Below are 25,825 nucleotides of genomic sequence, written 5' to 3'. Positions count from 1 at the left end.
GTGCTCCCGCGCATTGCATGGGCTCGCCCGAACGCGTTAACTCCGCGCTCTGAAAATAAGCAGCGCCGGGACCGTCCCCGGCAGCGGAGGCAGCGATGGCACCGGTTCTCACGATAGCGGACCTCAAGGAGATGCACCGCAGGCATACGCCGAAAATGTTTTTCGACTACGCGGATTCCGGCTCCTACACCGAAGGGACGTACCGCGAGAACGAGACCGCCTTTTCGGCCATCAAGCTGCGCCAGCGCGTTGCCCGCAACATCGACAACCGCAGTGTGGCGTCCACCATCCTGGGCAAGCCGGCGACCATGCCGGTCTATCTCGCGCCGGTGGGCCTGACCGGGATGCAGTGGGCCGACGGCGAGATCAAGGCTGCGCGTGCGGCGGAAAAATTCGGCGTCCCGTTCACCTTGTCGACCATGAGCATCTGCTCGATCGAGGATGTGGCGGCGCACACCGAAAAGCCGTTCTGGTTCCAACTCTACGTCATGCGCGACCGCGGCTTTGCCGCTGATCTGATCGCCCGTGCCAAGGCCGCCGGCTGCTCGGCGCTGGTGCTCACGCTCGACCTTCAGATCCTCGGCCAGCGCCACAAGGATTTGCGCAACGGCCTCAGCGCCCCGCCCAAGATGACGCCGCAGGTGATCTCCGATCTGATGATGCATCCCTCCTGGTGCATGAAGATGCTGGGCACCAAGCGCCGCCAGTTCGGCAACATCGTCGGCCACGTGAAGGGTGTCGACGACATGTCGTCCCTGTCCGACTGGACCGCCTCCCAGTTCGACCCGACGCTCGACTGGTCGTCCATCGACTGGGTGCGCAAGCACTGGGACGGCCCGTTGATCCTGAAGGGCGTCGGCGATGTGGATGACGCGCGCATTGCTGCCGATACCGGGGCAGACGCCATCACCGTCTCCAACCACGGCGGCCGCCAGCTCGACGGGGCGCCGGCCTCGATCCACATGCTGCCCGAAATTGCCGAGGCGGTCGGCGACAAGATCGAGATCCACATGGATGGCGGCATCCGCTCCGGCCAGGACGTCGTGAAGGCAATGGCGCTCGGCGCGCACGCCACCTCCATCGGCCGTGCCTTCGTTCACGGGCTGGGTGCGATGGGCGAGGCGGGGGTGACCCGCGCGCTCGAGATCATCCGCCGCGAGATGGACATCACCATGGCGCTGTGCGGAGAGACCGACATCAACGCGCTGGGTGCGCACAATGTCTGGGGCGGGGTCCCGCGTTCGGCCCCGGTGGTGAACACCGACAACGAACGGGCGCTCCACGCTGTCGGCGCCTGATCGCGCAAGAGGAGCAATCCGTGCGGCGGGAGATGGCACGCTTTCTGTAGCCCATGCGTTGGTCCTGGGGGCAAGGCGGTGTGGCGGCTTTGCCTCAGGGCACGATCGGGGCTTCGGCGCCGACGGGTCGAGGTGCTTCGATACCGCGCGGGCGGCCTCTGACGTTGCCGTTTACGTGCGGGCATAGCCAAGCGGCTGAAAGGAACCATGGGCAAGAAGATCCTGCTGCTGGGGGGAACGGAGGAGGCCAGGGAACTGGCCGAGATGCTGGATGAGGCGGGCGCGAACTTTGTCGTCTCGCTGGCAGGCCGCACGGCCGCGTCCTATCCGGGCCCGATGCGGGTCGGCGGGTTTGGTGGTGTCGACGGTCTGGTCGACGCCATCGGCACGGATGGCTTCGAGGTTCTGGTGGATGCCACGCATCCGTTTGCCGCCCACATGAGCGTCAACGCCAAACGCGCCGCGAAACTTGCGAAAATCCCGTACTACCGGCTTGAGCGCCGGCCCTGGCGCCGCGCCAAGTCAGACCGATGGGTGGACGTGGACAGCCTGGAAACGGCGGCCGAACGGCTCGACAGTGGCTCGACCGTGTTTCTGGCGGTGGGGGCCGGCGGTCTCGCGCCGTTCCTGCCACGGCGCGATCTCAAGCTCATCGTGCGCTCCATCGAGGCGCCGAACCTCGGCAACCGGCGCGATATCGTGGTGATCCAGCAGCGCGGTCCGTTCGACATCGAGGACGAGAGGGCGCTCTGGGACCGCTACGGGTTCGATGCGCTGGTGACCAAGAATTCGGGCGGCGAGTCGGCCGGTGCCAAGCTGGTGGTCGCCCGCGAACGGCGGACGCTCGTCTACATGGTGCGCCGGCCGGGCCGGCAGCCATGGCCCAGCGCCCACGATGCCGAAAAGATGATGCGCAAACTGCGCCGCCATCTGCGTTGACCGCCGGATGCCGCCCGAATGGCGCCGGATGAGGAAACGCTGGTGCGTTGCGGCATGATGCCCTATTAAAGGGAGGCTTGGTGTTTCGTGCGGCCTCACCGCCTGCCGAAACCGAAGAGGGAATCCGGAGCCCGGCTTTTTTCGTGAAAGGAAAAGCCGATCAGCCGGAGCCGCTCCCGCGACTGTGTGCGGCGAGTGCTTTGCCATCTTGTGTCACTGGGATGCTCTTTGCAGGGCGGACCGGGAAGGCCGGTGGAGCATGACGACCCGCGAGCCAGGAGACCTGCCGGGCAAGTGCAACCGAACGCTGTCGGGATGACGGCGAAGGAGAAACGACCATGACCACCGAAACCATGACCACCCGCGCCACCGCCCCGATTTCCGGCAACCACACCGCCCGCCTTGCCACAAAGGACGTGCTGGCGCTGGCCGCTGCCGCCTTCATCGGCATCGCGACCATCTGGGTCACCGGCCATTCGCAGGCCTCGGTCCTGCACGACGCGGCGCACGACACGCGCCACGCCGCCGGCTTCCCCTGCCACTGAGCCGCCGGACCCAGTTAAAACCATGTTCTCGAAAATTCTGACAAGCGCCCTGTTCGCAGGAGCGCTCGCAGGGCTTGTGGCCGGCGTGCTGCAGCTCATCTTCGTCCAGCCGGTGCTGCTCCATGCCGAGCTTTATGAAACCGGCGCCCTTGTCCACTTCGGCGCCGAGGGGGCCAGCGGCACCGCCACTGTTGCCGGTGGCATCGACGTGCTGAGGGATGGCCTCAGCCTTCTGTTCAGCATGCTCGTCTACACTGGCTACGCGCTGGTTCTGCTGCCGCTGATGGCGGTTGCGGAGCGACGCGGCGTGGCGGTCACCGCGCGCCGCGGCATCGTCTGGGGCCTTGCGGGGTTCGCAGCCGTGCAGTTCGCGCCGGCCTTCTCGCTGGCGCCCGAAGTGCCGGGCGTTGCGGCGGCAGATGTCGTGCTGCGGCAAATCTGGTGGTGGGCCACCGTGATTTCCGCCGGCGCGGGGCTGTGGCTGATTGCGTTCAGCCGCAACTGGCTTGGCGTTGTGGGTGCGGTGGTGCTGCTTCTCGCACCGCACCTCATCGGTGCGCCGGAGCCGGACGGGTTCACCGGCCCGGTGCCCACCGAACTGGGCGCCACCTTTGCCGCCCGCGCGCTGGGCGTTGGCGCGATGGCGTGGGGGCTTCTCGGTCTGTTTGCCGCCGTGTTCTGGCGCAGCGAGCAGGCGGCGTCCGCGAAGGCGTCAACACTTCAGCCGCGCACCTGACAGAATCTTGCGGCGGGCGCAGCTTTGTCCGCCGCAATCTGCCGGCGACGAAGCAAGCCCATTGCGAGGACGGAACATGGCACGCGGACTGGCGCTTTTTGCGATCGGCCTGATTTTTGGCGGGGGCATCGGCTTTCTGGTGGCCGCCGGTAACGGCATCACGCTGGACGGGCACGACCATGGCGACCTATCCCACCACGGCGCGGCGGCGGGCGGTGGCGGTCATGACCATGGCCTCTTGAACCGCCCCGCCGGCAACGCGCCAGCCGTGACGATGACCGTCACCCCCGACACGGTGAGCGGCTACAACATTGCGCTTCAGACAACCGGTTTCCGCTTTGCGCCCGAAAATGCCGGCAAGCCGGACAAGCCCGGCGAGGGCCACGCGCACCTCTACGTCAACGGTGCCAAGGTCGCCCGCCTTTACGGACCATGGGTGCATGTGCCGGCACTCCCCGAAGGCCGGGTCCATCTGGAGGTGACGCTCAACGCCAACGATCACCGCACGCTGGCTGTGGATGGCCTGCCGATCCACGCCACCCGGATTTTGCACGCCGACTGAGCGCGTGGCCTAGCGGCGCACGAGAACCATCCGGGCCAGCGAGTTGTAGCGCTGCTTGAAGGCAAAGCGCGAGCGGCGAAGATAACGCTCGAAGAAGGTGTACTTCTCTTCGTCCCAAGTTTCGATCACATGGCTCTTCACCGCGCGCAGGCCCTTGATCCAGTCGGCAAGCGTCGCCGCATACTCGTCCGGATCGTTCTCCAGGTAGGCAAGGCGGAACGTGCCGTGTGAGGCTGCGACAATCTCCTCGATGAACGGAATGTCGGACTGCGGGAACACCGTTTGCGGAAGCAGCGCCTTGGACGTGTCGAAGTCCACATTGTCCCAGACGATGGTCTGGAGCGAGAAGCGCGCGCCGGGTGTGGTCATCGCCGCAATGCGCTCGAAGAAGATGCGGTAGACGTCGATCTTCTGCGCGCGTGTCATCTGCGGGCGGGCGAAGTGCTCGAACGCGCCGATGGACACCACGGCCTGAAACGGCACGCCGGCATCATAGGCAAACACGTCGCGCAGCTCCACGGACACACCGGCCGTGCCCTTGGCGGCAATGTGGTCGTGCTGGTCCTGGCTGAGCGTGAGGCCGATGGCGGTGGCGTTGGGGTCGCGCGCCACCTGCGCAGCCAGCACGGCACCCCAGCCGCATCCAACGTCCAGAAGCCGGCCGCCGGGCGGAAGGGCCGCTGCATCGAGATGGTGGTCGATCTTGGCCTTCTGGGCGCTGGCAAGGTCCGGCTGCGGCGGGGTGAGGCCGAGGGGGTCGCGCCAGCGGGCGCTCGAGTAGCACAGCGTCTCGTCGAGCCAGAGCGAAAAGAAGGTGGTGTCGTTGTCGTAGTGGTACTGGATTGCCTGTTCCGCGGTCATCTGCTGGGCGCTTGCGGTGTCAATCGGCTTGAACCGGGCGGGTCTCGTCATCTTATACTCCAACACGCGCGGCATGTTGCCGCGCCGTACCGGTGGTTGTGTGAGCCCTCGATAATCGCTTGCGCCGTCTGATGCGAGTGTTGAGTGATGCTGCCGGCGCAATTGCACCGATGCACGGCATGGATGAATGGAGGGGCGGAATGACCCACTGGATCGAAACGGAAGCCGAGCTGGAAACCCACTACGGGACGCCCAGGCTCGCGGCGGTCGCCAAGGTTTCGGCCCGCATCACCCCCGATTACCGCGCCATGATCGAGGCATCGCCGTTCTGTGCGCTCGCCAGCGTCGGCCCCGAAGGGCTCGACTGTTCGCCCCGCGGTGACGACGGGCCGGTGGTGCTGGTGGAAGACGACACCACGCTGGTCATGCCCGACAGGCTCGGCAACAACCGGATCGATTCACTGCGCAACATCGTGCGCGACCCGCGCGTGGCGCTGATGTTCCTCATTCCGGGCTCCGGTGTCGTGATGCGGGTGAACGGCCGCGCCCGGATCACCGCAGATGAAGCGATGTGCGCGCGCTACGCGCGGGACGGCAAGCCGCCGCGCTCCGTCGTCGTCGTGACGGTGGGGGAGGTTTATTTCCAGTGCACCAAGGCGGTCGTTCGCTCGGGTCTGTGGCAAGGGCGCGACATGACCGAGGGTCTGCCGACCATGGGCGCGCTGGTGGCCAGCGCCACAAAGAACGAGATCGACGCCGACACATTCGATGCCGAGTGGCCGGCTGCGGCAAAAGCGACCTTGTGGTGAGGGTTCGGGCCGTTGTTTGCGGCGCTTCCCGGCGGGCGATTGCGGCGCGCGGGATCAGGGCTGTGAAGGACGGAAAGTCAAGTCCTTGTTCGCGCAATCGCTGCTGCCCATAATTGCCACCATGGATTTCTCGTCGAAGGATTATGACCGGATCAGGGCCTCCCGCCGTCGTGGGCGCGGGGGCGGTCGCGGTGATGCCGGTGCCGGCGCGGCCGTGCTCCAGCGCGAATGCGCGTGGGAAGGCTGCAACGGGAAGGCCGAGTATCGTGCGCCCAAGGGGCGTGGCCACGAGGGGCAGTTCTTCCACTTCTGCCTCGACCATGTGCGCGAGTACAACAAGAGCTACAACTACTTCGAGGGCATGACCGACGATGACGTGATCGCCTACCAGCGCGATTCCCTCACCGGCCACCGCCCCACCTCACCCATCGGCGTGACCGGCCGGAAGGCCCGCGCCAGCAAGAGCAAATCGGCGTGGAACAGCGCCTACGAAGACCCGTTCGGCCTTTTTGGCGAAGACAAGGGGCAGCCTCAGGCGCCCCCGCCGGAACGCCGAAGGATCAGCGCGGCGGTGCGAAATGCGCTGGATATCCTGGGTCTGGAAGAGGATGCGTCGAAAGAAGCAATCAAGGCGCGATACAAAACCCTTGTAAAACGTCACCATCCTGACGCAAACCATGGGGACCGCAGCTCGGAGGATCGCCTCCGCAGCGTCATCAACGCCTACAACGCACTGCGTCGGAACGGCCATTGCTGAAGCCACCCCGCTTTGCGCCTCCCCGCCGCGACTGACTTCGAGGACGCACGACATGGCCGAGACGCTCGCCGCGTCGCAACGCACGCCGGACATTACGCTGTCGGCTCGCCAGACATTCAACATCGACAGTGACATGGAGATCCCGGCATTTGCCGAGACATCCGAGCACGTGCCCGATCTTGACCCTTCCTACGTGTTCGACCCGCCCACCACCAAGGCGATCCTCGCGGGGTTCAAGTACAACCGCCGCGTGATGATCTCGGGCTACCACGGGACCGGCAAGTCGACCCACATCGAGCAGGTGGCCGCAAGGCTCAACTGGCCGTGCGTGCGCGTGAACCTCGACAGCCACATCTCGCGGATCGACCTTGTGGGCAAGGACGCCATCGTCGTGCGTGACGGGCACCAGGTGACCGAATTCCGCGACGGCATCCTGCCCTGGGCGCTCCAGACCAACACCGCACTGGTGTTCGACGAATACGACGCCGGCCGGCCGGACGTGATGTTCGTGATCCAGCGCGTGCTGGAGGTTTCAGGCCGCCTCACGCTGCTCGACCAGAACCGCGTGATCCGCCCGCACGATGCGTTCCGCCTGTTTGCCACCGCCAACACGGTGGGTCTCGGCGATACGTCGGGCCTCTATCACGGCACCCAGCAGATCAACCAGGGCCAGATGGACCGCTGGTCGATCGTGTCGACGCTGAACTATCTGCCGCTCGACGTGGAGTGCGAGATCGTCCTGTCGAAGGCGACAAGCTACAACACGGACGATGGACGCCAGACGATCACCAAGATGGTGAAGGTTGCCGAGATGACCCGCAACGCTTTCATCAACGGGGATTTGTCCACCGTGATGAGCCCGCGCACGGTGATCACCTGGGCGCAGAATGCGGAGATCTTCGAGGACGTGGCATTCGCCTTCGAGGTGACGTTCCTCAACAAGTGCGACGAGACCGAGCGGGCCATCGTCGCCGAGTTCTATCAGCGCGCGTTCGGCAAGGACCTGAAGGCCGCTTCGCCGAGCCTCACGAGCTGAGTCCGGAGGACTGAATGGCTGGAGCCGGAGACAACACACGCAAGAACGCGCCGGTGGACACGCGGCACGACAGGTTCCGTACCGCCGTGGCGGGGACCATGCGTGCCATCTCCGGCAATCCGGAGCTTGAGGTTACCTACTCCAGCGACAAGCCGGCCCTGGTCGGTGACAAGGCGCGGCTGCCCGAGCCGCCGCGCCGCCTGTCCGCCAAGGACGTTGCCGTCACCCGCGGCATCGGCGATTCCATGGCGTTGAAGATGGCGTCCCACGACAGCGCCGTCCACACGAAGTACGCGCCGCAGGGCGCCGATGCCCGCGCCGTGTTCGATGCCGTGGAGAACGCGCGCTGCGATGCACTGGGCGCGCAGGCAATGTCGGGCGTTGCCACCAACCTCAACGCCATGCTGGAAGACCGCTACTTCCGCGGCAACTTCCACGAAATCACCGACAAGGCCGACGCGCCCATCTCGGACGCGCTGTCCTTGCTGGTGCGCGAGAAGCTGACCGGCGCGCCGCCGCCCGAAAGCGCGCGTACGCTGGTGGACCTGTGGCGTCCGTGGCTGGAAGAACGCTGCGGCAAGAACCTCGAAAATCTGCCCGACCGGATTTCCGACCAGAGCGGATTTGCCACCGCCACGCGCGACATTCTCGCCGCACTCGACATGGCCGAGGAGCTCAGCCAGGAGGCCAGCGAAAGCGACGAGCAGTCCGAGGGTGAGAGCGACGCCGATAACCCCGACGAGGCGGAAGCCGACGTCAGCGAGGACGATGCGGGCGAAGATTCCGCGCCGCAGGAATCCGAGCGCTCCGGCGAAGACGACAGCGCCGAGGAGATGGACGACGCGGCCAACACCGCCGAGGACATGCGCGAAGACGAGATGGGCGACGCCGAAGAGGCGATGGACGGCGTGCGCGTCGACGACGTGGACCCCCGTGCGCTGCCCGGCGTCGACTACCGCGTCTACACTCGCGAGTTCGACGAGACGGTGACTGCCGAGGAGCTGTGCGATACCGCCGAACTCGACCGCCTGCGCGCGGCCCTCGACCGGCAGCTCAGCAACCTGCAAGGCGCCGTCGCCCGGCTTGCCAATCGTCTCCAGCGCCGGCTGATGGCCCAGCAGAACCGCTCCTGGGAGTTCGACCAGGAGGAGGGCGTGCTCGACACCGCGCGCCTGACGCGGATCGTGATCGACCCGATGCAGCCGCTCGCCTTCAAGGTGGAGCGGGAAAGCGATTTCCGCGACACGGTGGTGACGCTGCTTCTCGACAATTCCGGGTCCATGCGCGGGCGACCCATTTCGGTGGCCGCCACCTGTGCGGACATTCTCGCCCGCACGCTGGAGCGCTGCCATGTGAAGGTGGAGATTCTCGGCTTCACCACACGCGCGTGGAAGGGCGGTGCGTCGCGCGACCACTGGCTCCAGCACGGCAAGAAGCCGGCGCCGGGCCGCCTCAACGATCTCCGCCACATCATCTACAAGGCCGCCGATGCGCCGTGGCGCCGCGCGCGCCGCAATCTCGGCCTGATGATGCGCGAGGGGCTGCTCAAGGAGAACATCGACGGCGAGGCGCTGCAGTGGGCGCACGACCGGCTGATGTGCCGGCCCGAACAGCGCCGCATCCTGATGATGATTTCCGACGGTGCGCCGGTGGACGACTCCACGCTGTCGGTCAACGCCGGCAACTATCTGGAAAAACACCTGCGCGGCGTCATTGCCGATATCGAGACCAACTCGCCGGTGGAGCTGATTGCCATCGGGATCGGCCACGACGTGACACGCTACTACCGCCGCGCCGTCACCATTGTGGATGCAGAGGAACTGGCCGGCGCCATGGTCGACCAGCTGGCCGATCTGTTTGACGACAAGGTGGAAAAGCCGCGCGGCAACCGTCCCCGGCGCCGGGCCGCTTGAGCAGCCCGTCCTTGCGCCGCATCGTCGGCGCAGCTGTGGCGCTGGCCCTCTCCGGCTTTCCGGCAAGGGCCGAGCCGGCGGACCTCTACCAGCGCGAGATTGTGCGGTTTGGCGCGTTCGACGCGGCGGACCGGCTTGCCTTCCGGGGTGGGCTCGTCCTGCGCGGTCCCAAGGCTTTCGGCGGTCTGTCCGGACTTCTGGTGAACGATGCGCGCTTTCTGGCCGCAACCGATACGGGGCACTTCGTCACCGGCCGGATGGTGCTGGACGGCAAGCGGCTCACCGGCGTTGACGATGTGTCGATCACGGCGCGGCGCGACCTTGCCGGTGAAGCCATCACATCCAAGGCTCCGGCTGACGCAGAGGCGCTGGCGCAGTTGGACGGCAAGGTGGTCGTGCTGGTGGAGCAGGCCGGCCAGCTCCTGTCCTATGCGGCTGACGGGCTGGCTGTGGTGGACGCTGCACCGGACGCGATGCCGGTGCCGGCTCCCGTCCGCAAGGCCGGGCGGCGCGGCCTCGAATCGCTCGCCAGTCTGCCGGACGGCAGCCTCATCGTCATCGCCGAGAAAGGGGCCCGCGGGGCCGACACCATTCCCGCATTCCACCTGCCCTCGGGCAAGGCGTTCGCGATCCGCGCCCACGGAGATTTTGCAATCACCGGGGCCGATGCGCTGCCGGGAGGCGACCTGATGCTGGTCGAGCGCCGCTACGGCGGCGGCATTGACGTTGGGATGCAGGTGCGGCGGATCGGCGCCGATGCGGTGGCGCGCGAGGGTGTGGCCGACGGCCCGGTGCTCCTGAAAGCCGGCTTCTCCGCCGAGATCGACAATATGGAAGCCATTGCCGCCAGAGTGGACGATGGCGAGATCATCCTCACCCTCGCTTCGGACGACAATCACAAATTTTACCAGCGCTCGCTCCTCCTGCGCTTTGCGGTGGCGGACCCGCTGCCGCGCCCCAACCCGCGCCGCGGCTAGCAAGAGATTTCAGCCTCACGCAAGCAAGCATCGCGATGGTGTGGCGCGCGCGTTCCGGCGCGCAGCCAGACGGAGGGGCAATGCTCAACTCACTGCCGCCGGACCGTGCGATCGCGCGCGCCAAATCCCTTGCAAAACGGGGCGAGACGGACGCTGCACGCGCCCTGCTGGTGGACGGCATCCGCCGCTTCCCCAAAAATCGACGGCTTGAAAGTGTGCTGCGCAAGATCGACATGCCGGCCGTGCCGCCACGTCCGGCTGCGCTGGCGGGAGAGGTCAAGCGCCTTCGCACGCTGCTGGAAGCGAGAGATTGCGATGCGGCGATCGCGCTCGGCACGCAGCTCGCCAAAGCCCTGCCGGACGATGTGTTCGTCCTCGTTCTCCTCGGGTTCGCGCTGGTTGAGGCGCAGCGGCCATCCGAGGCATTACCGCTGTTCAAGGCGGTGATCCAGCAGGCACCGACCTATTCGCGCGGGTGGGTGGGGTTCGGCACTGCGCTTGCGGAATCCAACCACCACAGGCAGGCCACCGTTGCGCTCAACCAGGCGCTGGCGCTTTCGCCGGGGGACATCGGAGCGCTCAACAACCTCGGCTCCTCCCTGCGCAACATTGACCGGCACGAGGATGCGCTGCGCTGCTTCAGAAGCGTGCAGGAGCGGGAAGACGGGCCGCAGGTGCGCAAGAACATCGGCACGACTCTTCTGGAGCTTGGCCGCGCCGACGAGGCCGCCGAAGCCCTGCGGGGCGCTATCGACATCGCGCCGGACTATTGCCCCGCCCACCGCGAATTTTCGATCGTCCACAAATACCGCGCCGGCGATCCGCACATTGACGAGATGGCAGCGCTCGCGGCCCGCGACGACTTCGGCGTCGAAGACCGCACCCACCTTGCGTTCGGACGGGCCAAGGCGTTCGACGATATCGATGCGCGGGAGGAGGCGTTCGAGTGCTGGCGGGAAGGCAACCGCCTGCGCTTCGGTCAGATCGGCTACGATGCGGACCACGAGAACAAGCGGTTTGCGCTGATCAAGACGCTGTTTTCCGAGCATGCGTTGCCGCCGCTGGCGTTCGAGCCGATCCCCTACCGGCCAATATTCATTGTGGGGATGCCGCGGTCCGGCACATCGCTGTGCGAGGAAATCCTGCAACGGCACCCCGAGGTTTGGGGGGCGGGCGAGCTGGAATCGATGCGGCGCGCCGTCAGCCATGCCGGAGAGACCCACGGCCGCCAGCTCAGCCAAGACATGATCCGCGATGTGCGCCGCCGCTATCTTCTGGACCTGAAGGAGATCGATGCGCCCCACGGTGTGGTGACCGACAAGATGCCCGCCAACTTCCGCTTCACCGGCTTTATCCGCCTCGCCTTCCCGGAGGCCAAGGTGATCGACATGCGCCGCTCACCGGCTGCGGTGTGCTGGTCGCTCTATCGCAGCTATTTCAGCGTTCACGGGCTCGGCTACGCCTACGACATGGAAGCTGCGGCCGATTATTTCAATCACTACCAGAGCCTCATGACGCTTCTGTCTGGCCTTTGGCCGGGGACCATCCACACCCAGTCCTACGAGGCGCTGACCGAAGACCCGGAAACTGAAGTGCGCCGTCTGCTCCAGGCCTGCGACCTGCCGTTCGACCCGTCCTGTCTCGACGCGAAGACGTCCACGCGCGCCGTGCGCACCACCAGCGCACTTCAGGTGCGCGGTGCCATCTACAAGGGCAGCTCGGACGCATGGCGCCGTTACGAGGCGCAGTTGCAACCCATGCTGGCCCGCCTTTCCACCCACGGCCTCGCACCGCCGTCCGCAGACATTCCGCATTGACGAAACTAGTGCGCCATGACCCGGACGGGCGCAGGCAAGGCACAAAAAAAAACCGGCGCAGGCTGATGCCTTGCGCCGGTTTTGCGGTCTAAAGTCGCGGCAGCTCAGCTGCGCCGCGGCATAAAATGGTTGTTCAGGCTCTGGACGTCCGCGCCGTCAGCGCCCGGTAGGGGCCGAGGGCGAAGGCCGCCACAGTGAGCTTCACCGTAAAGTCGGCCAGTGCCCACGAAATCCAGCGCGGCACATCCGGCGCACCGGCGAGGCCCAGAAGCGGTGCAGACTCGGTTGCAAATGCGTCGAGGCCGAACGGCAGGATCACCGAGAAGGCGAGGGTGAAGAAGATCACCGTGTCCAGCAGCGAAGCGGCAAAGGACGAGATCAGCGGCGCACGCCACCACCGCCCGTGCCGGAGCCGGTTGAACATGGACACGTCGAACATCTGTGCCAGCAGGAATGCCGAGCCCGACGCAAGAGCAATCCGCGGCGTGGCGAGGTAGAGAGACATCACCACCGCAATTGCAAAGCCGCAGAGCGCAACGCGCCGAGCCATGGCCGGCCCGAAGGTGCGGTTCACTACGTCCGTCACCAAAAAGGCGAAGGGGTAGGTGAACGCGCCATAGGTCAGCATGTCGGCAAGGTTGATCCCGCCGAACGTGCCCTGCACCGGGTGCAGGACCAGAATGTTGGACGCAACGACAACCGCCGCCATCGCCGCAACCGCGGCAATCAGCGCCGCACGGGGCGTGGCTGTCATCGGATCAGCTTTCGGCAGGGGTACCGGCAGCGTCGGTCGTGTTCGCTGCGGTGGCGGCGACGACTTCGCGCTTGATGCGCTGCATCCGCTCCGAAAGCTCCACGTCCTTCGCCTTGATCAGGAACTTGTCCAGACCGCCGCGGTGCTCGACCGTGCGCAGCGAAGATGCGGCGATGCGCAGCTTCACACGACGCTCGAGGCTGTCGGAGATGAGAGTGACGTCCACGAGGTTCGGGAGAAACCGCCGCTTGGTCTTGTTGTTGGCGTGGCTGACATTGTTGCCAGTCATCACGCCCTTGCCAGTCAGTTCACAGCGCCGCGCCATGGGTTCATTCGCCGGCGAGCCGACGCCTTCATTCCAGAGAATTTATGTGAGTGGCGGTGGATAGGCGGAACGCCCAGCACCGTCAAGAGTGCGTGTTCTTGGCGCATCCGCGAACAAATCGCAACCCTTGGCGTTTGATCTGGGGATCGGGCTACCATAAAGCAACACGCACCGGCCGGTTCGGGCAAGAGTGCACAATGCTCGCAGGGAGAATGACGTGAACGCCATTTCCGCTTTTTCGGCCGCCATCGTGCTGATCGCGTTTACCGCACAGGGCAGCGGCGGCGCGGCAGCGCAATCGGGAACGGTCAAGGTTGACGCGACCTACGAGATTTCGATTGCCGGCTGGGGCCTTGCCCGCGCCACACTCGACCTTTCCGTCAACAACGGAAAATATGTGGCAGACCTTCAGATGCGGCCCAAGGGCGTTGCGCGGATCGTCACTGCCGTGCGGACCGCGGTCGGGGCGGCGGGGCGTGTGCGCGGCAAGGCGGTGGAGCCTTCGTCCTACAGCGTCCGCGCGACGGAAACCGACAAGCCCGTCACAGTGGACATGTCCATGCGCGCGGGCACGGTGACTGGCGTGAAGGCCCGCCCGCCGCTGAAAGAGCGCCCCGGCCGCGTGCCGGTCACCAGCGCCCACAAGCGCGGCATCGTCGACCCGCTGTCGGCCGGCCTCTTTCCGATCAGCCGGCCCGACGCGCGCGATGCCTGCAACCGCACGCTGAAGATCTACGACGGCTGGACCCGTTATGACGTGAAGCTGCGCTACAAGGGCCAGCGCAACGTGTCGACCGAAGGGTTCAAGGGGTCGGTTGCCGTGTGTGCCGCGCGCTGGGTGCCTGTTGCCGGCCATCGCCCGCGCAAGCCCGAGGTGGAGTACCTGCGCAAGAACAAGGACCTGGAGGTTACGATGGTGCCCGTGGGCAATGGTCTTGCCATTCCCTACAGCGTCGCCATCGGTACGCCCAACGGACGCATTGCAATCGAGCCGAGTTCGATGCGGATTTCGCCGAACGGGGTCTGACCCGCACATTGGCAATCTGACCTGGCCGGCGCCTCAGGCGCCGGCTTTCTGTTTTGCCGATGGCTGCTTGCCGTAGTCCTTGAACGCGGCGAGGACCTCGGCCATCGCGTCATCGTCCAGGATGACCGGGTCGCCGATCTGGCTGGCGGCAACCAGCTGTGCCGCAAGCGTCTCGATCTCGCCCGCAAGCCACAGCGCCTTGCCGAGCGTTGGGGCAAAGGCGATCTGGCCGTGGTTGGCGAGAAGGCACGCGCTCCGGTCCTCCAGCGCTTTCAGCATCGCATCGGACAGCGCCTGCGTGCCGAACAGCTTGTAGTCGGCGCAGCGCACATCCGTCCCACCTGCCACCGCCACCATGTAGTGGAACGGCGGAATGCCGCGGCGCAGGCACGAGAGCGCGGTTGCCATGGTGGAGTGGACATGAACCACCGCACCCGCTTTTGCGCGGCCCGTGTAGATGTCCCGGTGCATCCGCCATTCGGACGAAGGGCGCCACGGCCCGTCCGCCCGGCCGTCGTCGCGCACGAAGACGATCTGGTCGGGCGCAAGGTCGCCGTAGGGAATGCCGGAAGGGGTGATCAGCATCCCGCCGCGCACCCGCGCCGAGACGTTGCCGGACGTGCCCTGGTTGAGCCCGCTGGCGTTCATTTCCAGACAGGTCTCGATGATCGCCTTGCGCAGGTTGACGTTGGTGAGCCGCGCCGCCATCAGGCCGCCGCGCGCACGCGCTCGGGGAACAGCGCGGCAATGGCCTCGCGGTTGGCCGCGGCAACGCCCTTTTCGGTGACGAGCCCCGTGACCAGCCGGGCGGGCGTCACGTCGAACGCGTAGTTCGCCACCGGCGAGCCGTCGGGCGTGATCTGCACGGTGGTGATTTCGCCGGACGGGGTGCGGCCCCAGATGTGGCTCACCTCGTCGCCGGACCGTTCCTCGATGGGAATGTCGAAGCCCGAGGAGAGGCCGAAGTCGATGGTGGGCGAGGGGAGTGCCACATAAAACGGCACGCCGTTGTCGTGGGCCGCCAGCGCCTTGAGGTAGGTGCCGATCTTGTTGCAGACGTCGCCGTCGGCGGTGGTCCGGTCGGTGCCGACAATCACCATGTCGACCATGCCGTGCTGCATGAGGTGGCCGCCAGTATTGTCCGGGATCACATGGTGCGGGACGCCGTGGTTGTTCAGCTCCCACGCCGTCAGCGCAGCGCCCTGGTTGCGCGGCCGCGTCTCGTCCACCCACACATGCACGGGGATGCCGGCATCGTGCGCGTGGTAGATCGGCGAGGTGGCGGTGCCCCAGTCCACAGTCGCCAGCCAGCCGGCGTTGCAGTGGGTGAGAATGTTGACCGGCGCGCCATTTTTCCGCGCGGCAATTTCCTTGATGATCTCAAGGCCGTTGAGGCCGATCTGGCGGCAGATCTCGACATCCTCGTCCGCAATCTCACCGGCTCTGGTCCATGCGGCGGCCTCGCGGGCGGCGGGGTCGAGCGGCGTCAGGACGCGGACCATCTCGTCCAGCGCCCAGCGCAGGTTCACGGCGGTGGGGCGGGTGGCATACAGCGTGTCGTAGGCCGCCGTGAGGCGCGCGTCGGACGCGTTGCCATGGAGCGCGAGGGCGAAGCCGTAGGCGGCGGTGGCGCCAATCAGCGGCGCGCCGCGCACCAGCATCGCCTTGATGGCGTGGGCCGCATCTTCCAGCGTCGTCAGCGTGACGGTTTCGAGGTGGTGGGGCAGGCGGGTCTGGTCGATGATGCCGACCGCGCCAGGGCCGCCTGCGGGCGCCGCTTCGACCCAGATGGTCCGGGTCGGTTTGCCGTTGACCTTCATTTCACGTCCTTCAGAATTCGCTCTGCATGTTCCAGCGTGCGGCCAAGCGAGCCGAGCTCCACGCGCTCCACCACCATCATCCGTGCCAGCGCCAGCGCCCGCCGCTCGCAGGCAGCCCGCGTCGCGGGGTCGGCAATGCCCTGCAGGTCCGCCACGCCGGCAAGGCCGATGATCCGGCGCGTCATCTTGGCGCCGGCAAAGCCAAGCGAGTCCATCTCCACGCGGTGGAGAAAGTTGGTGAGCGCGATCTCCGACGCATCGGTATGGTTCTGGTCTTCGAACAGGCTGCGGGCGTAGGCGTCGCCGGTCCGTTCCGTGCGCCAAAGCTCCGAAAAGCGCGACGCGTAAGCGTGGCAGAAGTTTTCGATCTGCTCCAGCAGCCAGTCCTGATAGACGCACGCGCGGCCGGGATAGCCGTCCTGCGCAAACAAGTTCAGAAGAAGGTTGCCGATCAGCGCGCCGCAGTCGAAGCCCATGGGGCCGTAGAAGGCGAACTCGGGGTCGATGATCCGAATGTCTTCGGTGCCGTCCTCGTTCTTGTGCACCATGATCGACCCGGTGTGCAGGTCGCCGTGGAGCATCGCTTCTGTGCGGGTGAGGAAGATGAACTTCAGCTCCTGCACCGCCGCTTTCCACTGCGGATCGCCCTGGACGGCACGCACCGTCTCGTCCAGCTCGGGCGAGGTCCATGAATTCATGGGGTGATCGTAATAGGGGTCGGTGAAGACGAGGTCTTCGGTGATCTTGCACAGCGCGGTGTTGCCCGCGAACATGGCAATCTCCGCCTTCTTGGTCTCGGCGGACAAGGCAAGGTCGGATGTGCGGAAGTGGCATTCGGCGGCAAATTCGCCGACCATTTTTGCGGCCACGTCGTGCTGTTCGCGGTTGATGAGTGCCTTGCGCCAGATCACGTGCGGCGAAAGATTCTCCATCACGATCAGCGCCTGCGGCCCGTCATAATTGAAGATCTCGGGCACGGAGCCGTTGGCCTTGTCCTGCCGCACCAGGGCGGCATGCTCGTAGAAGGAGCGGGACAGGGGGAGCGGCCAGCTCTCACCCACAAGGCGCACATAGGGCAATGCCTGCTTGGCGCAGAGCGACCCGTCCGGCCCCGTAACGATGTAGACGAAGTTGAGGTTGCCGTCGCCCACCTCGCGCACGGTCCAGCTCTCGGGCTTGCCGCCGAGGCGCTCCTGAACGCCGGGGTAGGTGGCGAGACGCTTTGCGACGCTGTCGAGGGAAAGCGGCTTGTAGTCTTTAAAGTCTGGTACGGCCACGATGTCTTCTTTGCGTGTGTGACCCGACGGGATATGACCCATAAGTCCCTCTGACGCTCTACTCTAGAAACCGGAGCTGACGCACTGCCTGACGCAGGGCCTCAGCTCAATAAAAAAAACTCTGCAAAGCAGATTATAATACAAGGCAAAACGTGAACGACGCATACAAATCAAAGGCGGTTTTCTCGGTAGCCGGTCTCGTGAAAATTTTTGGGGAAACGAGCGTCCTCAGGGGCGTTGATCTTTTTCTGACACCCGGCGAGGTCACTGCCTTCATGGGGGCCAATGGTGCGGGCAAGTCCACACTGGTCAAGATCGTTGCCGGCGTCCACCCCGCCACGGCGGGTGAAATGACGCTGGGCGGCGTCGCCTTTGCACCGGATTCTCCGTCGGATGCGCTGGAGAAGGGCGTCGTCGTCGTCCACCAGGCCATCAACGACAACGTCGTCCTCACCATGGACGTCCTCGAAAACCTGATGATCGACCAGCTTTGCCGCGGCGGGTCGATGTGGTTCGGCCGGCGCCGGCTGCGGGCCGACGCGCAGCGGATGCTCGACCGTGTCGGCCTCGACATGAAGCTCGACCGGCCGATGGCGGACCTCTCGCTTGCCGACCGGCAGATGGTCGCCATCGCCCGTGCGCTCGCCCACGAACCCAAACTCCTGATCCTCGATGAGCCGACCTCGGCGCTGTCCGACACTGAGGCGGAGCGTCTGTTCGGCGTGATTGAGACGCTGAAGGAAAGGGGCATCCCGGTTCTTTATATCTCGCACCGGATGGGCGATATCCGCCGTCTGGCGGACCGCATCGTCACCTTGCGCGACGGTGTGATCACCGGCGATTTCCGCCCGCCGCTGGACTATGAGGCGGCGGTGGATGCCATGCTGGGCGCAGCGCTCGCCAAGGCGGGCCACGCGCGCAAAGCGCCGGGCCGGACGATGTTTGCCGCCAAGGGGCTGAAACTGGCGCCGATGAGCCCGCCGATGGACATTGCGCTGCGCGAGGACGAAGTGACGGCGCTGGTGGGCCTTGTCGGCGCGGGCAAGACGGAGTTTGCGCAGGTGGCCTATGGTGTCGCCAGCGCGGCCGGCGGCACGATGGAGCTGGATGGCGAAACCTACGCCCCCCGCGCGCCGAGCGATGCCGTGGCGGCCGGCGTGTTCATGGCATCGGAGGACCGCTCCGGCGGCTCGCTGGTGCCCGACTTCGACATCAGCCAGAACATGACGCTGCCCTTCACCGCGGAATTTTCGGCGTTCGGCATGATCCGCCGCGGGGCGGAGCGGACCCATGCTGCAACCCAGATCGACCGGCTCGGCATTGTCGCGCGGCGCGAGACGGACGCCATCGGCACCCTGTCCGGCGGCAACCAGCAGAAGGTCGTGCTGGCGCGCTGGCTGTCGAAACCGGCGAAGCTCCTCATTCTCGACGAGCCGTTTCAGGGTGTGGATATTGCGGCGCGGCGGGATATTGGCGCTGCCCTGCGCGCAACGGCAGCGGGCAGAGCCACGCTGGTCCTGTGCGCCGATCTCGACGAGGCGATTGAGGTGGCGGACCGCATTGTGGTGATCGCCCACCACACGATTGTAGGCGAACATGCCTCCGATACGCTGGATCGGGACGCGGTGGTCGCGCATATGTCCACCGCGCCGGTTGCGCCAGTCCCTGCCTGACCGGATTGCCCTCTTTCTCGCCGCGGCGAACGGCGTTGACGATCGCCACGTCCCGCGCAACGCTCCACCCCCCCGGCACGACCCCACCGATCCAGGACCTTACATGACTGCCACTGACAACGCGCCGGAGCGCAAGCCCGCCGCACGCCCCCGCACCACGCTGCGCGCCTTTGCCGTGCGCTACGGTCTCGTCGCGCTGCTGGTGGCGATGGTTGCCTTCTTCGGCTTCATGGAGCCGGCGTTCCTGTCCGTGCGCAACATGGTGATCGTGCTGCAGTCGGTCTCCATCGTTGCCATTCTGGCGCTTGGCGTGACCGCAACCCTTGTGGTGGGCGGGTTCGACCTGTCCATCGGCGCCGTCGCCGCCACCGCGCTGATGACGTCGTCCTACGTGATGGTGGTGTTCGATGCCGGCACGGTGCCGGCGGTTGCCGCCTGTCTGGCGCTGGGCGCGCTGGTCGGCTTTTGCAACGGAATGCTCATCGTCAGGTTTCGGGTGCCGGACCTTCTGGCCACGCTCGGGATGATGTTTCTGCTCCTCGGCCTGCAGCTCATTCCCACCGCGGGACGTTCCATCGCAACCGGCATGATGCTGCCCGACGGGTCGACCGCCAACGGCTCGTTCACCGCCGCCTTCCTGGCGCTCGGCCGCTACCGCGTGGCGGATCTGGTGCCCATCTCGGTTCTGGTGATGCTGGGGCTTGCGGTCATCATCACCGTGTTCATGACATTCACGCGCTATGGGCGGATCATGTACGCCATCGGCTCCAACGCGCAGGCTGCCCGGCTCGCCGGCGCCCCGGTGGAGCGCTACAAGATTGCGGCCTACATGATCTCCGGCGTGTTCGCGTCGATCGGCGGCATCTTGCTGGCCGCCCGTGTCGGCCGGGGGGACGTGTCGTCCGGCAACTCGCTCCTTCTGGATGCGGTTGCGGCGGCGCTCATCGGATTTGCCGTGTTCGGCGCTGGCAAGCCCAACGCCATCGGCACGGCCATCGGCGCGCTTTTTGTGGGGCTGCTGCTCAACGGGCTGACGATGATGAACGCACCCTATTATGCGCAGGACTTCGTCAAGGGTGCCGTGCTCGTCGGCGCGCTGATGTTCACGTTCGGACTTTCGGTCCGGCGTTCGTAGAGAAAGAGGGAGGACCAACAATGATCAAAATGACCCGCAGGGGTACACTGGCCGCGCTTGCCGCGACCATCGCGCTGCCGGCTGTCTATGCCGCACCGGCGCTTGCGCTGGACGGAGCACCGGCCCCGTTCGATGGCGACAACGGCCCGCGCGTTGCGCTGGTGCGCTACCTTTCCACCGGCGACTTCTTCCAGGCTTACCTGTCGGGCGTGCAGCGCCAGGCAGAAGCGCTCGGCATCGAGCTTCGCGTGTTCGACAGCCGGCAGGACGCCGCTCTCCAGTCCGACATGATGGACCAGGCCATCGGCCTTGGCGTGGAGGGCATCATCGTCCAGCACGGGCTGACCGAGAGCATGCAGCCGGCCGTGCAGCGCGCGCTGGATGCCGGCATCAAGGTCGTCGCGTTCGACGTGAACGTCGACAATCCGGCGGTGCCGCAGATCGAGCAGTCCGACCGCGACCTTGCCCGGCTCGCCCTGGAGCAGGCCGTGGCCGACAATGGCGAGAGCTTCAAGGCAGGCTACGTCTACGTCGCAGGCATTGCACCGCTCGACCGGCGCGACGAGACCTGGCAGGACTTCAAGGCCCGCTATCCCGGCATCGAGGAAGTCGCCCGCTTCGGCACGCTGGATAACCCGATTGCAAACTCGGTGGCCAACCAGGCGGCCGCAGTGCTGCGCGCCAACCCGAACATCAACGTGATGTTCGCCCCTTACGACGAGTTCGCCAAGGGCGTGAAGATTGCCGTGGACGAGGCCGGCCTCAGCCAGGACATCAAGATCTACTCGGCCGACGTCTCCACGGCGGACATCGCCGCCATGCGCGAGCAGGGCTCGGCCTGGGTGGCAACGGCGGCCACCAACCCCGCGGTTGTGGGCGAGGTCTCTGTCCGTGCGCTGGCGATGATGCTGGCCGGCGAGAACCCCGGTGCCAGCGTTGTGGTCCCGCCCACGCTGATCACGCAGAAGGCGCTCAACGACGGGGACATCACCAACATGGAACAGCTGGCCGAGAAACTTCCGCAGTTCTCCCACGCCGATGTGGCGATGCCGGGATGGATCCCCCAGCCGGCGCGTTGATCCGTCAGGGGCGTGTGGCGTGGTCGGTCGTTGTGCCGGCCGCGCCTTCGCTGCCGGTGGCGGCGGTTGCCGTTTCGTCCGGTTCGTCGGACACCGCGCTCTCGTCCCGCTGCGGCATCTTGGCGATGAAATCGCGGATGAGGCGGTAGCGGGTCTGGGTGAGGGACGCGGAGCGATAATAGTCGAGCAGGTGCTTGGCGGGGTCGGACATGCGCTGGAAGCCGGAAACGAACGCCACGATCGTGCCGATGGACGTTTCGCCCTCAATGGCGAGATAGCCGCCGAAGCTGAGCACGGCGAGCGGCGCCAGCGCATTCAGGCTGTTGACGATGAAACGCGCCACGCTCTTCCACCACGCCACATTGACGCCGAGGGTGCGCAGCGTGCGGCCGCTCTTCAGAAAGCGCTGGTCGTCGTCCTTCATCACGGCGGCGTTGAGGGCGCGGCGCTCCTCCACGCGGTTCTTGGACAAGCGGTTGATCCGGGTCTGAACCATCGGCACCACCAGGGCCTGCGGGATGAGGAACGGCAGCGAGATGGCGGCCAGAAACGGCTCGGTGAAGATCATGTAGAAGACGAGGCCGCAGATGGTGGCAATCTGCACCGCCGCCTCACCGAAAGCATTGCCGGAAAATACCGAGATCGCCTCGATCTCCTGGCCCAGAACGGCCACGCGGGTGCCGCCCTTCTTGCGCTCGCCGACGCTTTCGTCGTCGTCCGAATCCAGCTCGACCTCGGTGTCCGGCGCGCTGTCGCGGTAAAGCCGCGCACGGGCTGCACGCAGAACATCCTCAGCAACGGCGCCCTGAAAGACGCGCAGGACGTGCTTTGTCACCTGGTGGACCGCCAGCACGCCGAGGTACACGAGCGCAAGGCGCACCAGTACGGGGATGGAGCCGGTGTCGATGGCGCCATCCACAATGCGGCGCTGGATTTCCAGCGGGACCACATCGAGACCCGCCACCGTCAGCGCCAGGAGCATGATGAAGATCTGCTGGCGCCAGCTGACGGCCCAGATGAACGAGAAAACGTGGCTGTGCGGGCTGGCGTCCTTGTCCATGTGACCGGCACCGGTGGAGCGGTCGAGCAGTTCTTCACGGGACGGCAGGTTCATGAATCTACAGACTTCCTTTGCAGGCTTAACGCTTTTGGCCGCGGTGAAGTTCGCCAACACATTGCTTATGCACGCGCAACCCATATGAACAGTGTGATCAGCGACGGATGTACATGATGAGTGAGCAAAGCCGAGAGGGCCGTGACGGGCCGGAGATGCCGGCGGGCCGCGGCTACAAAATGACGGGCGCGGGTTCCACCGTCGTTCCGGTCGCGCCGGCTGAACTCTGGGCCATCATCATGGATGAGCGGCGGCTTGCCGCGGCCATTCCGGGGGCCGAGACCCTCCGCCGGGTGGATGAGGGCCAAGGCCGCGCCTATGCAGCGGACGTTGGCATCGGCGTCGGCCGGCTGAAGGGCATCTACCGTGTCAGCGCCGTTTTCGCGGATATGGCGGAGCCCGAGAGTCTCGTTCTTCTGGGCGGGGCCGAGGGGCCGTTCGGACGCTCCAGCGGTGAGGGGTGGATTGATCTTGCGCCGGTGGCGGGCGGCACGGAGGTGCGCTACCGCTACGCGCTGCTCATCAAGGGCATGGTCGCAGCAGCTGGCGGCCGCCTCCTCGACAAGGCCGCTGCGACGCTGATCGAGAAATTCTTCTCCCGCCTGGCCCGAGCTGTGGGTGAGGACGGCGCCACCCCCCAACCTTGACGCGACCCTGAAGCGCTGCGCAGCATCCCGAAAAGAACATCTTGAAGGAACGCTGCGCGATGCCAACCATGAAGGGACCGGGCCTGTTCCTGGCACAGTTTGCCGGCGACGAAGCCCCGTTCAACTCGCTCCCCGCCATCGCCAAGTGGGCTGCCGACTGCGGCTATGTGGCCGTGCAGATCCCGTCGCCTGACGCGCGCCTGTTCGACCTCGCCAAAGCCGCCAGCTCAAAGGATTATTGCGACGAGGTGGCCGGCATCTGCGGTGAGGCCGGCCTCGCCATCACCGACCTCTCGGTCCACCTGCAAGGCCAGCTCCTGGCGGTGAACCCCGTCTACGATACCGCGTTCGACGCATTCGCCCCGCCCGAAGTGCATGGCAATCCCGCGGCGCGGCAGGCGTGGGCAGAGGAGCAGCTGCGCTTTGCGGCCAAGGCCTCGCGCAACCTCGGCCTCGATACTGCGGTCGGTTTTACGGGCGCACTCGCGTGGCCGTTCCTCTACCCGTGGCCGCAGCGGCCGGACGGGCTGATCGACGAGGCGTTCGCCGAACTTGCCAGGCGCTGGAAGCCGATCCTCGACGCATACGACGAGGAGGGTGTCGACATGTGCTTCGAGATCCACCCCGGCGAGGACGTGTTCGACGGCGCCACCTTCGAGATGTTCCTCGACCGGCTGGACGGTCACCCGCGCTGCAACATCAACTACGACCCGTCTCACTTCGTCCTGCAGCAGCTCGATCATGTGGCGTTCATCGACATCTACGCCGAGCGCATCAAGGCGTTCCACGCCAAGGACGCCGAGTTCAACCCGACCGGGCGGCAGGGCGTCTACTCCGGCTTCCAGCCGTGGGCGCAGCGGGCCGGCCGGTTCCGCTCGCTGGGCGACGGGCAGGTGGACTTCAAGGCGGTGTTCTCGGCGCTTGCCACCCATGGCTACGATGGCTGGGCCGTGGTGGAGTGGGAGTGCGCGCTGAAGGACGCCGAGGTCGGCGCCCGCGAAGGGGCACAATTCGTGAAGGACCACATTATTCCGGTCACGGAAAAAGCGTTTGATGATTTTGCCGGCGGATCAACCGATCAGGCCGCCGTCCGCAAGATGCTTGGCCTTTGAAGGCCGTTTGAGAAGGAGTTCTCGATGAAGCTGCGTCACCTTTCCCTTGCACTCGCCTGTGCGCTGCCGACGGCAGCTGCCGCCGAAACCGTCACGATCCTGCATGTGAACGACGTTCACAGCCGGATCGAGCCGATCACCAAATACGACAACACCTGCGCGCCGGAAGACAACGCGGCGGGCGAGTGCTTCGGCGGCACGGCCCGCCTTGCAACCGCCGTCACTGCCGCGCGCGCGGCGGCCGATGGCCCGCTGCTCCTCTTGGACGGCGGCGACCAGTTCCAGGGCTCGCTGTTCTTCACCCAGTACAAGGGCCAGGTGGCGGCCGAGATGATGAACGCCATCGGCTTCGACGCCATGGTGGTCGGCAACCACGAATTCGACGATGGCCCGGAGACGCTGAAGAGCTTCGTCGATGCGGTCGCGTTCCCCGTGGTCAGCGCCAACCTCGACATTGCGGACAACTCGCCCATCGCCGGCGCAGTGCCCCCCTCGACGGTGATCGAGAAGGATGGTTACCGCTACGGCATCATCGGCATCACAGCGCAGGATACCGGCGAACTGTCCTCGCCCGGTGACACGATCACCTTTGCCGACGCCGCCGAGGCGGTGCGCGCCGAAGTCGCAAAGCTGACGGCCGACGGGGTCGACCGCATCATCGTCCTCAGCCACTCCGGCATCGGCCCCGACGAGGGGATCGCCGCAATCGACGGCGTGGATCTTGTCGTTGGCGGGCACACCAACACGCTTCTGTCCAACGCGGTGGACGGCGCCTCCGGCCCTTATCCTGAAATGATCGACGGACCGGACGGGCCGACCCCCGTTGTCCAGGCCGGCGCCTATGGCCGCTATCTCGGCACCCTTGCGCTGACGTTCGATGACGCCGGCAACGTGACCGCGGCCGAAGGCGAGCCGCTGCTGCTGGATGCCAGCATCGAAGAGGACCCGAAGTTCGTCGAGCGGATCAAGGAGCTTGCCGTACCGCTGGAGGAGATCCGCAGCCAGGTGGTCGGCGAGACCGCGTCCGCTATCGACGGCAGCCGCGAGGTTTGCCGGGCGATGGAATGCCCCATGGGCAACCTCGTCGCCGACGCGATGCTCGACCGCACCGCCTCGCAGGGCGTGACGATCGCGATCCAGAACGGTGGCGGCCTGCGCGCATCCATCGATGAGGGACCCATCACCATGGGCGATGTCCTCACGGTGCTGCCGTTCCAGAACACGCTCGCAACCTTCGGGCTGACCGGCGCTGGCGTCGTGGCTGCGCTCGAAAACGGCGTTTCGCAGATTGAGGACGGCGGCGGGCGGTTCCCGCAGGTGGCGGGCATCCGCTACACGGCGGACACGTCGGTCGCGCCGGGTGAAGGCCGCATCAAGAGCGTGGAAGTAAAGGACGGCGACAGCTGGGCGCCATTGGATCCGGAGAAGACCTACATGGTCGTCTCCAACAACTTCATGCGGCAGGGCGGCGACGGCTACTCTGTGTTCGAGACCGATGGAACCGACGCCTACGATTACGGCCCCGGCCTTGAAGACGTCGTCGCCGAGTATCTGACCAAGCGCGGCGCGTTTACGCCGGCAACGGACGGGCGCGTCACCGTCGAGTGACGCG

Annotated in this window: 25 protein-coding genes and 1 riboswitch; of the genes, 18 read left to right on the top strand and 7 right to left on the bottom strand. The window is 66.0% G+C overall.

Going from position 1 to position 25,825, the window contains the following annotated elements:
- The first annotated feature begins 95 nt into the window (after positions 1 to 95).
- From RDV64_RS04410 to RDV64_RS04390, 5 genes are all read left to right on the top strand, one after another.
- Positions 96 to 1,298: an alpha-hydroxy acid oxidase gene (locus RDV64_RS04410; protein WP_309198067.1), complete on the top strand. Its 1,203-nt coding sequence runs from the start codon at positions 96 to 98 to the stop codon at positions 1,296 to 1,298.
- A 207-nt stretch (positions 1,299 to 1,505) separates the two neighbouring features.
- Positions 1,506 to 2,237 carry a cobalt-precorrin-6A reductase gene (locus tag RDV64_RS04405; RefSeq protein WP_309198066.1) on the top strand — a complete coding sequence of 244 codons (732 nt, stop codon included), beginning with the start codon at positions 1,506 to 1,508 and terminating at the stop codon, positions 2,235 to 2,237.
- Between the two features lie 61 nt (positions 2,238 to 2,298).
- A riboswitch (cobalamin riboswitch) is annotated at positions 2,299 to 2,543 on the top strand.
- Between the two features lie 32 nt (positions 2,544 to 2,575).
- The gene (locus RDV64_RS04400) at positions 2,576 to 2,782 is read left to right on the top strand and encodes a CbtB domain-containing protein (RefSeq protein ID WP_309198065.1); all 207 of its coding nucleotides are present in this window, start codon (positions 2,576 to 2,578) and stop codon (positions 2,780 to 2,782) included.
- A gap of 22 nt (positions 2,783 to 2,804) precedes the next feature.
- Complete coding sequence (locus RDV64_RS04395) at positions 2,805 to 3,518, top strand: CbtA family protein (protein WP_309198064.1); 714 nt, start codon at positions 2,805 to 2,807, stop codon at positions 3,516 to 3,518.
- Between the two features lie 76 nt (positions 3,519 to 3,594).
- Positions 3,595 to 4,080 (top strand): hypothetical protein, encoded by a 486-nt coding sequence (locus tag RDV64_RS04390; protein WP_309198063.1) that lies wholly within the window; start codon positions 3,595 to 3,597, stop codon positions 4,078 to 4,080.
- Between the two features lie 9 nt (positions 4,081 to 4,089).
- Here RDV64_RS04390 and RDV64_RS04385 read toward each other — a convergent pair whose 3' ends face one another.
- Entirely contained in the window at positions 4,090 to 4,992 is a 903-nt protein-coding gene (locus RDV64_RS04385) for a class I SAM-dependent methyltransferase (RefSeq protein ID WP_309198062.1), read from the bottom strand.
- A 149-nt stretch (positions 4,993 to 5,141) separates the two neighbouring features.
- Here RDV64_RS04385 and RDV64_RS04380 point away from each other — a divergent pair, with 149 nt between their 5' ends.
- The 6 genes from RDV64_RS04380 to RDV64_RS04355 all read left to right on the top strand — a co-directional run bounded on the left by RDV64_RS04380 (position 5,142) and on the right by RDV64_RS04355 (position 12,250).
- Positions 5,142 to 5,750 (top strand): MSMEG_1061 family FMN-dependent PPOX-type flavoprotein, encoded by a 609-nt coding sequence (locus tag RDV64_RS04380; RefSeq protein WP_309198061.1) that lies wholly within the window; start codon positions 5,142 to 5,144, stop codon positions 5,748 to 5,750.
- A 16-nt stretch (positions 5,751 to 5,766) separates the two neighbouring features.
- Positions 5,767 to 6,507: a J domain-containing protein gene (locus RDV64_RS04375; protein WP_309198060.1), complete on the top strand. Its 741-nt coding sequence runs from the start codon at positions 5,767 to 5,769 to the stop codon at positions 6,505 to 6,507.
- 52 nt (positions 6,508 to 6,559) lie between these two features.
- A complete protein-coding gene (gene cobS, locus RDV64_RS04370) occupies positions 6,560 to 7,543 on the top strand; it encodes a cobaltochelatase subunit CobS (RefSeq protein WP_309198059.1) in 984 nt (327 codons plus the stop codon).
- 14 nt (positions 7,544 to 7,557) lie between these two features.
- Positions 7,558 to 9,456 (top strand): cobaltochelatase subunit CobT, encoded by a 1,899-nt coding sequence (gene cobT / locus RDV64_RS04365; protein WP_309198058.1) that lies wholly within the window; start codon positions 7,558 to 7,560, stop codon positions 9,454 to 9,456.
- Positions 9,453 to 10,433 (top strand): esterase-like activity of phytase family protein, encoded by a 981-nt coding sequence (locus RDV64_RS04360; RefSeq protein ID WP_309198057.1) that lies wholly within the window; start codon positions 9,453 to 9,455, stop codon positions 10,431 to 10,433. Before cobT ends, RDV64_RS04360 begins: the two co-directional genes overlap by 4 nt.
- A gap of 80 nt (positions 10,434 to 10,513) precedes the next feature.
- Positions 10,514 to 12,250, top strand: coding sequence for a sulfotransferase (locus RDV64_RS04355; protein WP_309198056.1), 1,737 nt, complete (start codon positions 10,514 to 10,516; stop codon positions 12,248 to 12,250).
- Positions 12,251 to 12,383: 133 nt separating this feature from the next.
- Here the strand turns inward: RDV64_RS04355 and RDV64_RS04350 are convergent, their stop codons facing one another.
- Positions 12,384 to 13,004 carry a VUT family protein gene (locus tag RDV64_RS04350; RefSeq protein WP_309198055.1) on the bottom strand — a complete coding sequence of 207 codons (621 nt, stop codon included), beginning with the start codon at positions 13,002 to 13,004 and terminating at the stop codon, positions 12,384 to 12,386.
- Positions 13,005 to 13,008: 4 nt separating this feature from the next.
- Positions 13,009 to 13,329 carry a 50S ribosomal protein L28 gene (gene rpmB, locus RDV64_RS04345; protein WP_309198054.1) on the bottom strand — a complete coding sequence of 107 codons (321 nt, stop codon included), beginning with the start codon at positions 13,327 to 13,329 and terminating at the stop codon, positions 13,009 to 13,011.
- Between the two features lie 217 nt (positions 13,330 to 13,546).
- On the opposite strand from rpmB, the gene RDV64_RS04340 reads away from it, so the two are divergent.
- Entirely contained in the window at positions 13,547 to 14,356 is an 810-nt protein-coding gene (locus RDV64_RS04340; protein WP_309198053.1) for a DUF3108 domain-containing protein, read from the top strand.
- A 33-nt stretch (positions 14,357 to 14,389) separates the two neighbouring features.
- Here RDV64_RS04340 and RDV64_RS04335 read toward each other — a convergent pair whose 3' ends face one another.
- From RDV64_RS04335 to mtnK, 3 genes are read right to left on the bottom strand one after another with little or no spacing between them, the layout of a single operon-like run.
- The gene (locus RDV64_RS04335; protein ID WP_309198052.1) at positions 14,390 to 15,064 is read right to left on the bottom strand and encodes a class II aldolase/adducin family protein; all 675 of its coding nucleotides are present in this window, start codon (positions 15,062 to 15,064) and stop codon (positions 14,390 to 14,392) included.
- Positions 15,064 to 16,176: an S-methyl-5-thioribose-1-phosphate isomerase gene (mtnA, locus tag RDV64_RS04330; protein WP_309198051.1), complete on the bottom strand. Its 1,113-nt coding sequence runs from the start codon at positions 16,174 to 16,176 to the stop codon at positions 15,064 to 15,066. Before mtnA ends, RDV64_RS04335 begins: the two co-directional genes overlap by 1 nt.
- Positions 16,173 to 17,453 carry an S-methyl-5-thioribose kinase gene (gene mtnK / locus RDV64_RS04325; RefSeq protein WP_309198050.1) on the bottom strand — a complete coding sequence of 427 codons (1,281 nt, stop codon included), beginning with the start codon at positions 17,451 to 17,453 and terminating at the stop codon, positions 16,173 to 16,175. The genes mtnA and mtnK overlap by 4 nt, the downstream gene beginning before the upstream one ends.
- A gap of 200 nt (positions 17,454 to 17,653) precedes the next feature.
- Here mtnK and RDV64_RS04320 point away from each other — a divergent pair, with 200 nt between their 5' ends.
- The 3 genes from RDV64_RS04320 (at position 17,654) to RDV64_RS04310 (ending at position 21,340) form a co-directional block, all read left to right on the top strand.
- Positions 17,654 to 19,126: a sugar ABC transporter ATP-binding protein gene (locus RDV64_RS04320; RefSeq protein ID WP_309198049.1), complete on the top strand. Its 1,473-nt coding sequence runs from the start codon at positions 17,654 to 17,656 to the stop codon at positions 19,124 to 19,126.
- A gap of 103 nt (positions 19,127 to 19,229) precedes the next feature.
- Positions 19,230 to 20,261 carry an ABC transporter permease gene (locus tag RDV64_RS04315; RefSeq protein ID WP_309198048.1) on the top strand — a complete coding sequence of 344 codons (1,032 nt, stop codon included), beginning with the start codon at positions 19,230 to 19,232 and terminating at the stop codon, positions 20,259 to 20,261.
- A 23-nt stretch (positions 20,262 to 20,284) separates the two neighbouring features.
- The gene (locus RDV64_RS04310) at positions 20,285 to 21,340 is read left to right on the top strand and encodes a substrate-binding domain-containing protein (RefSeq protein ID WP_375143811.1); all 1,056 of its coding nucleotides are present in this window, start codon (positions 20,285 to 20,287) and stop codon (positions 21,338 to 21,340) included.
- 4 nt (positions 21,341 to 21,344) lie between these two features.
- On the opposite strand, the gene RDV64_RS04305 is transcribed toward RDV64_RS04310, so the two are convergent.
- Complete coding sequence (locus tag RDV64_RS04305; protein ID WP_309198047.1) at positions 21,345 to 22,454, bottom strand: ABC transporter ATP-binding protein; 1,110 nt, start codon at positions 22,452 to 22,454, stop codon at positions 21,345 to 21,347.
- A 116-nt stretch (positions 22,455 to 22,570) separates the two neighbouring features.
- On the opposite strand from RDV64_RS04305, the gene RDV64_RS04300 reads away from it, so the two are divergent.
- The 3 genes from RDV64_RS04300 (at position 22,571) to RDV64_RS04290 (ending at position 25,821) form a co-directional block, all read left to right on the top strand.
- Positions 22,571 to 23,101, top strand: coding sequence for an SRPBCC domain-containing protein (locus RDV64_RS04300; RefSeq protein WP_309198046.1), 531 nt, complete (start codon positions 22,571 to 22,573; stop codon positions 23,099 to 23,101).
- 68 nt (positions 23,102 to 23,169) lie between these two features.
- A complete protein-coding gene (locus RDV64_RS04295) occupies positions 23,170 to 24,213 on the top strand; it encodes a sugar phosphate isomerase/epimerase family protein (RefSeq protein WP_375143789.1) in 1,044 nt (347 codons plus the stop codon).
- A 24-nt stretch (positions 24,214 to 24,237) separates the two neighbouring features.
- The gene (locus tag RDV64_RS04290) at positions 24,238 to 25,821 is read left to right on the top strand and encodes a 5'-nucleotidase C-terminal domain-containing protein (protein WP_309198044.1); all 1,584 of its coding nucleotides are present in this window, start codon (positions 24,238 to 24,240) and stop codon (positions 25,819 to 25,821) included.
- Positions 25,822 to 25,825 lie beyond the last annotated feature (4 nt).

This window comes from Acuticoccus sp. MNP-M23, assembly GCF_031195445.1.
In the GTDB taxonomy this organism is placed as follows: domain Bacteria; phylum Pseudomonadota; class Alphaproteobacteria; order Rhizobiales; family Amorphaceae; genus Acuticoccus.
Note: the sequence above shows the minus strand (reverse complement) of the source record. Positions and strands in the feature narration are given on the sequence as shown.

Excerpts from the sequence above, each read along its gene's own strand:
- RDV64_RS04405 (WP_309198066.1), top strand. The coding sequence starts at position 1,506 with ATGGGCAAGAAGATCCTGCTGCTGGGGGGAACGGAGGAGGCCAGGGAA.
- RDV64_RS04410 (WP_309198067.1), top strand. The coding sequence starts at position 96 with ATGGCACCGGTTCTCACGATAGCGGACCTCAAGGAGATGCACCGCAGG.
- RDV64_RS04315 (WP_309198048.1), top strand. The coding sequence starts at position 19,230 with ATGACTGCCACTGACAACGCGCCGGAGCGCAAGCCCGCCGCACGCCCC.
- cobS (WP_309198059.1), top strand. The coding sequence starts at position 6,560 with ATGGCCGAGACGCTCGCCGCGTCGCAACGCACGCCGGACATTACGCTG.
- RDV64_RS04380 (WP_309198061.1), top strand. The coding sequence starts at position 5,142 with ATGACCCACTGGATCGAAACGGAAGCCGAGCTGGAAACCCACTACGGG.
- RDV64_RS04305 (WP_309198047.1), bottom strand. The coding sequence starts at position 22,454 with ATGAACCTGCCGTCCCGTGAAGAACTGCTCGACCGCTCCACCGGTGCC.
- RDV64_RS04290 (WP_309198044.1), top strand. The coding sequence starts at position 24,238 with ATGAAGCTGCGTCACCTTTCCCTTGCACTCGCCTGTGCGCTGCCGACG.
- RDV64_RS04390 (WP_309198063.1), top strand. The coding sequence starts at position 3,595 with ATGGCACGCGGACTGGCGCTTTTTGCGATCGGCCTGATTTTTGGCGGG.
- RDV64_RS04350 (WP_309198055.1), bottom strand. The coding sequence starts at position 13,004 with ATGACAGCCACGCCCCGTGCGGCGCTGATTGCCGCGGTTGCGGCGATG.
- RDV64_RS04335 (WP_309198052.1), bottom strand. The coding sequence starts at position 15,064 with ATGGCGGCGCGGCTCACCAACGTCAACCTGCGCAAGGCGATCATCGAG.
- rpmB (WP_309198054.1), bottom strand. The coding sequence starts at position 13,329 with ATGGCGCGGCGCTGTGAACTGACTGGCAAGGGCGTGATGACTGGCAAC.
- mtnA (WP_309198051.1), bottom strand. The coding sequence starts at position 16,176 with ATGAAGGTCAACGGCAAACCGACCCGGACCATCTGGGTCGAAGCGGCG.
- RDV64_RS04395 (WP_309198064.1), top strand. The coding sequence starts at position 2,805 with ATGTTCTCGAAAATTCTGACAAGCGCCCTGTTCGCAGGAGCGCTCGCA.
- RDV64_RS04295 (WP_375143789.1), top strand. The coding sequence starts at position 23,170 with ATGAAGGGACCGGGCCTGTTCCTGGCACAGTTTGCCGGCGACGAAGCC.
- cobT (WP_309198058.1), top strand. The coding sequence starts at position 7,558 with ATGGCTGGAGCCGGAGACAACACACGCAAGAACGCGCCGGTGGACACG.
- RDV64_RS04385 (WP_309198062.1), bottom strand. The coding sequence starts at position 4,992 with ATGACGAGACCCGCCCGGTTCAAGCCGATTGACACCGCAAGCGCCCAG.
- RDV64_RS04300 (WP_309198046.1), top strand. The coding sequence starts at position 22,571 with ATGAGTGAGCAAAGCCGAGAGGGCCGTGACGGGCCGGAGATGCCGGCG.
- RDV64_RS04355 (WP_309198056.1), top strand. The coding sequence starts at position 10,514 with ATGCTCAACTCACTGCCGCCGGACCGTGCGATCGCGCGCGCCAAATCC.
- RDV64_RS04400 (WP_309198065.1), top strand. The coding sequence starts at position 2,576 with ATGACCACCGAAACCATGACCACCCGCGCCACCGCCCCGATTTCCGGC.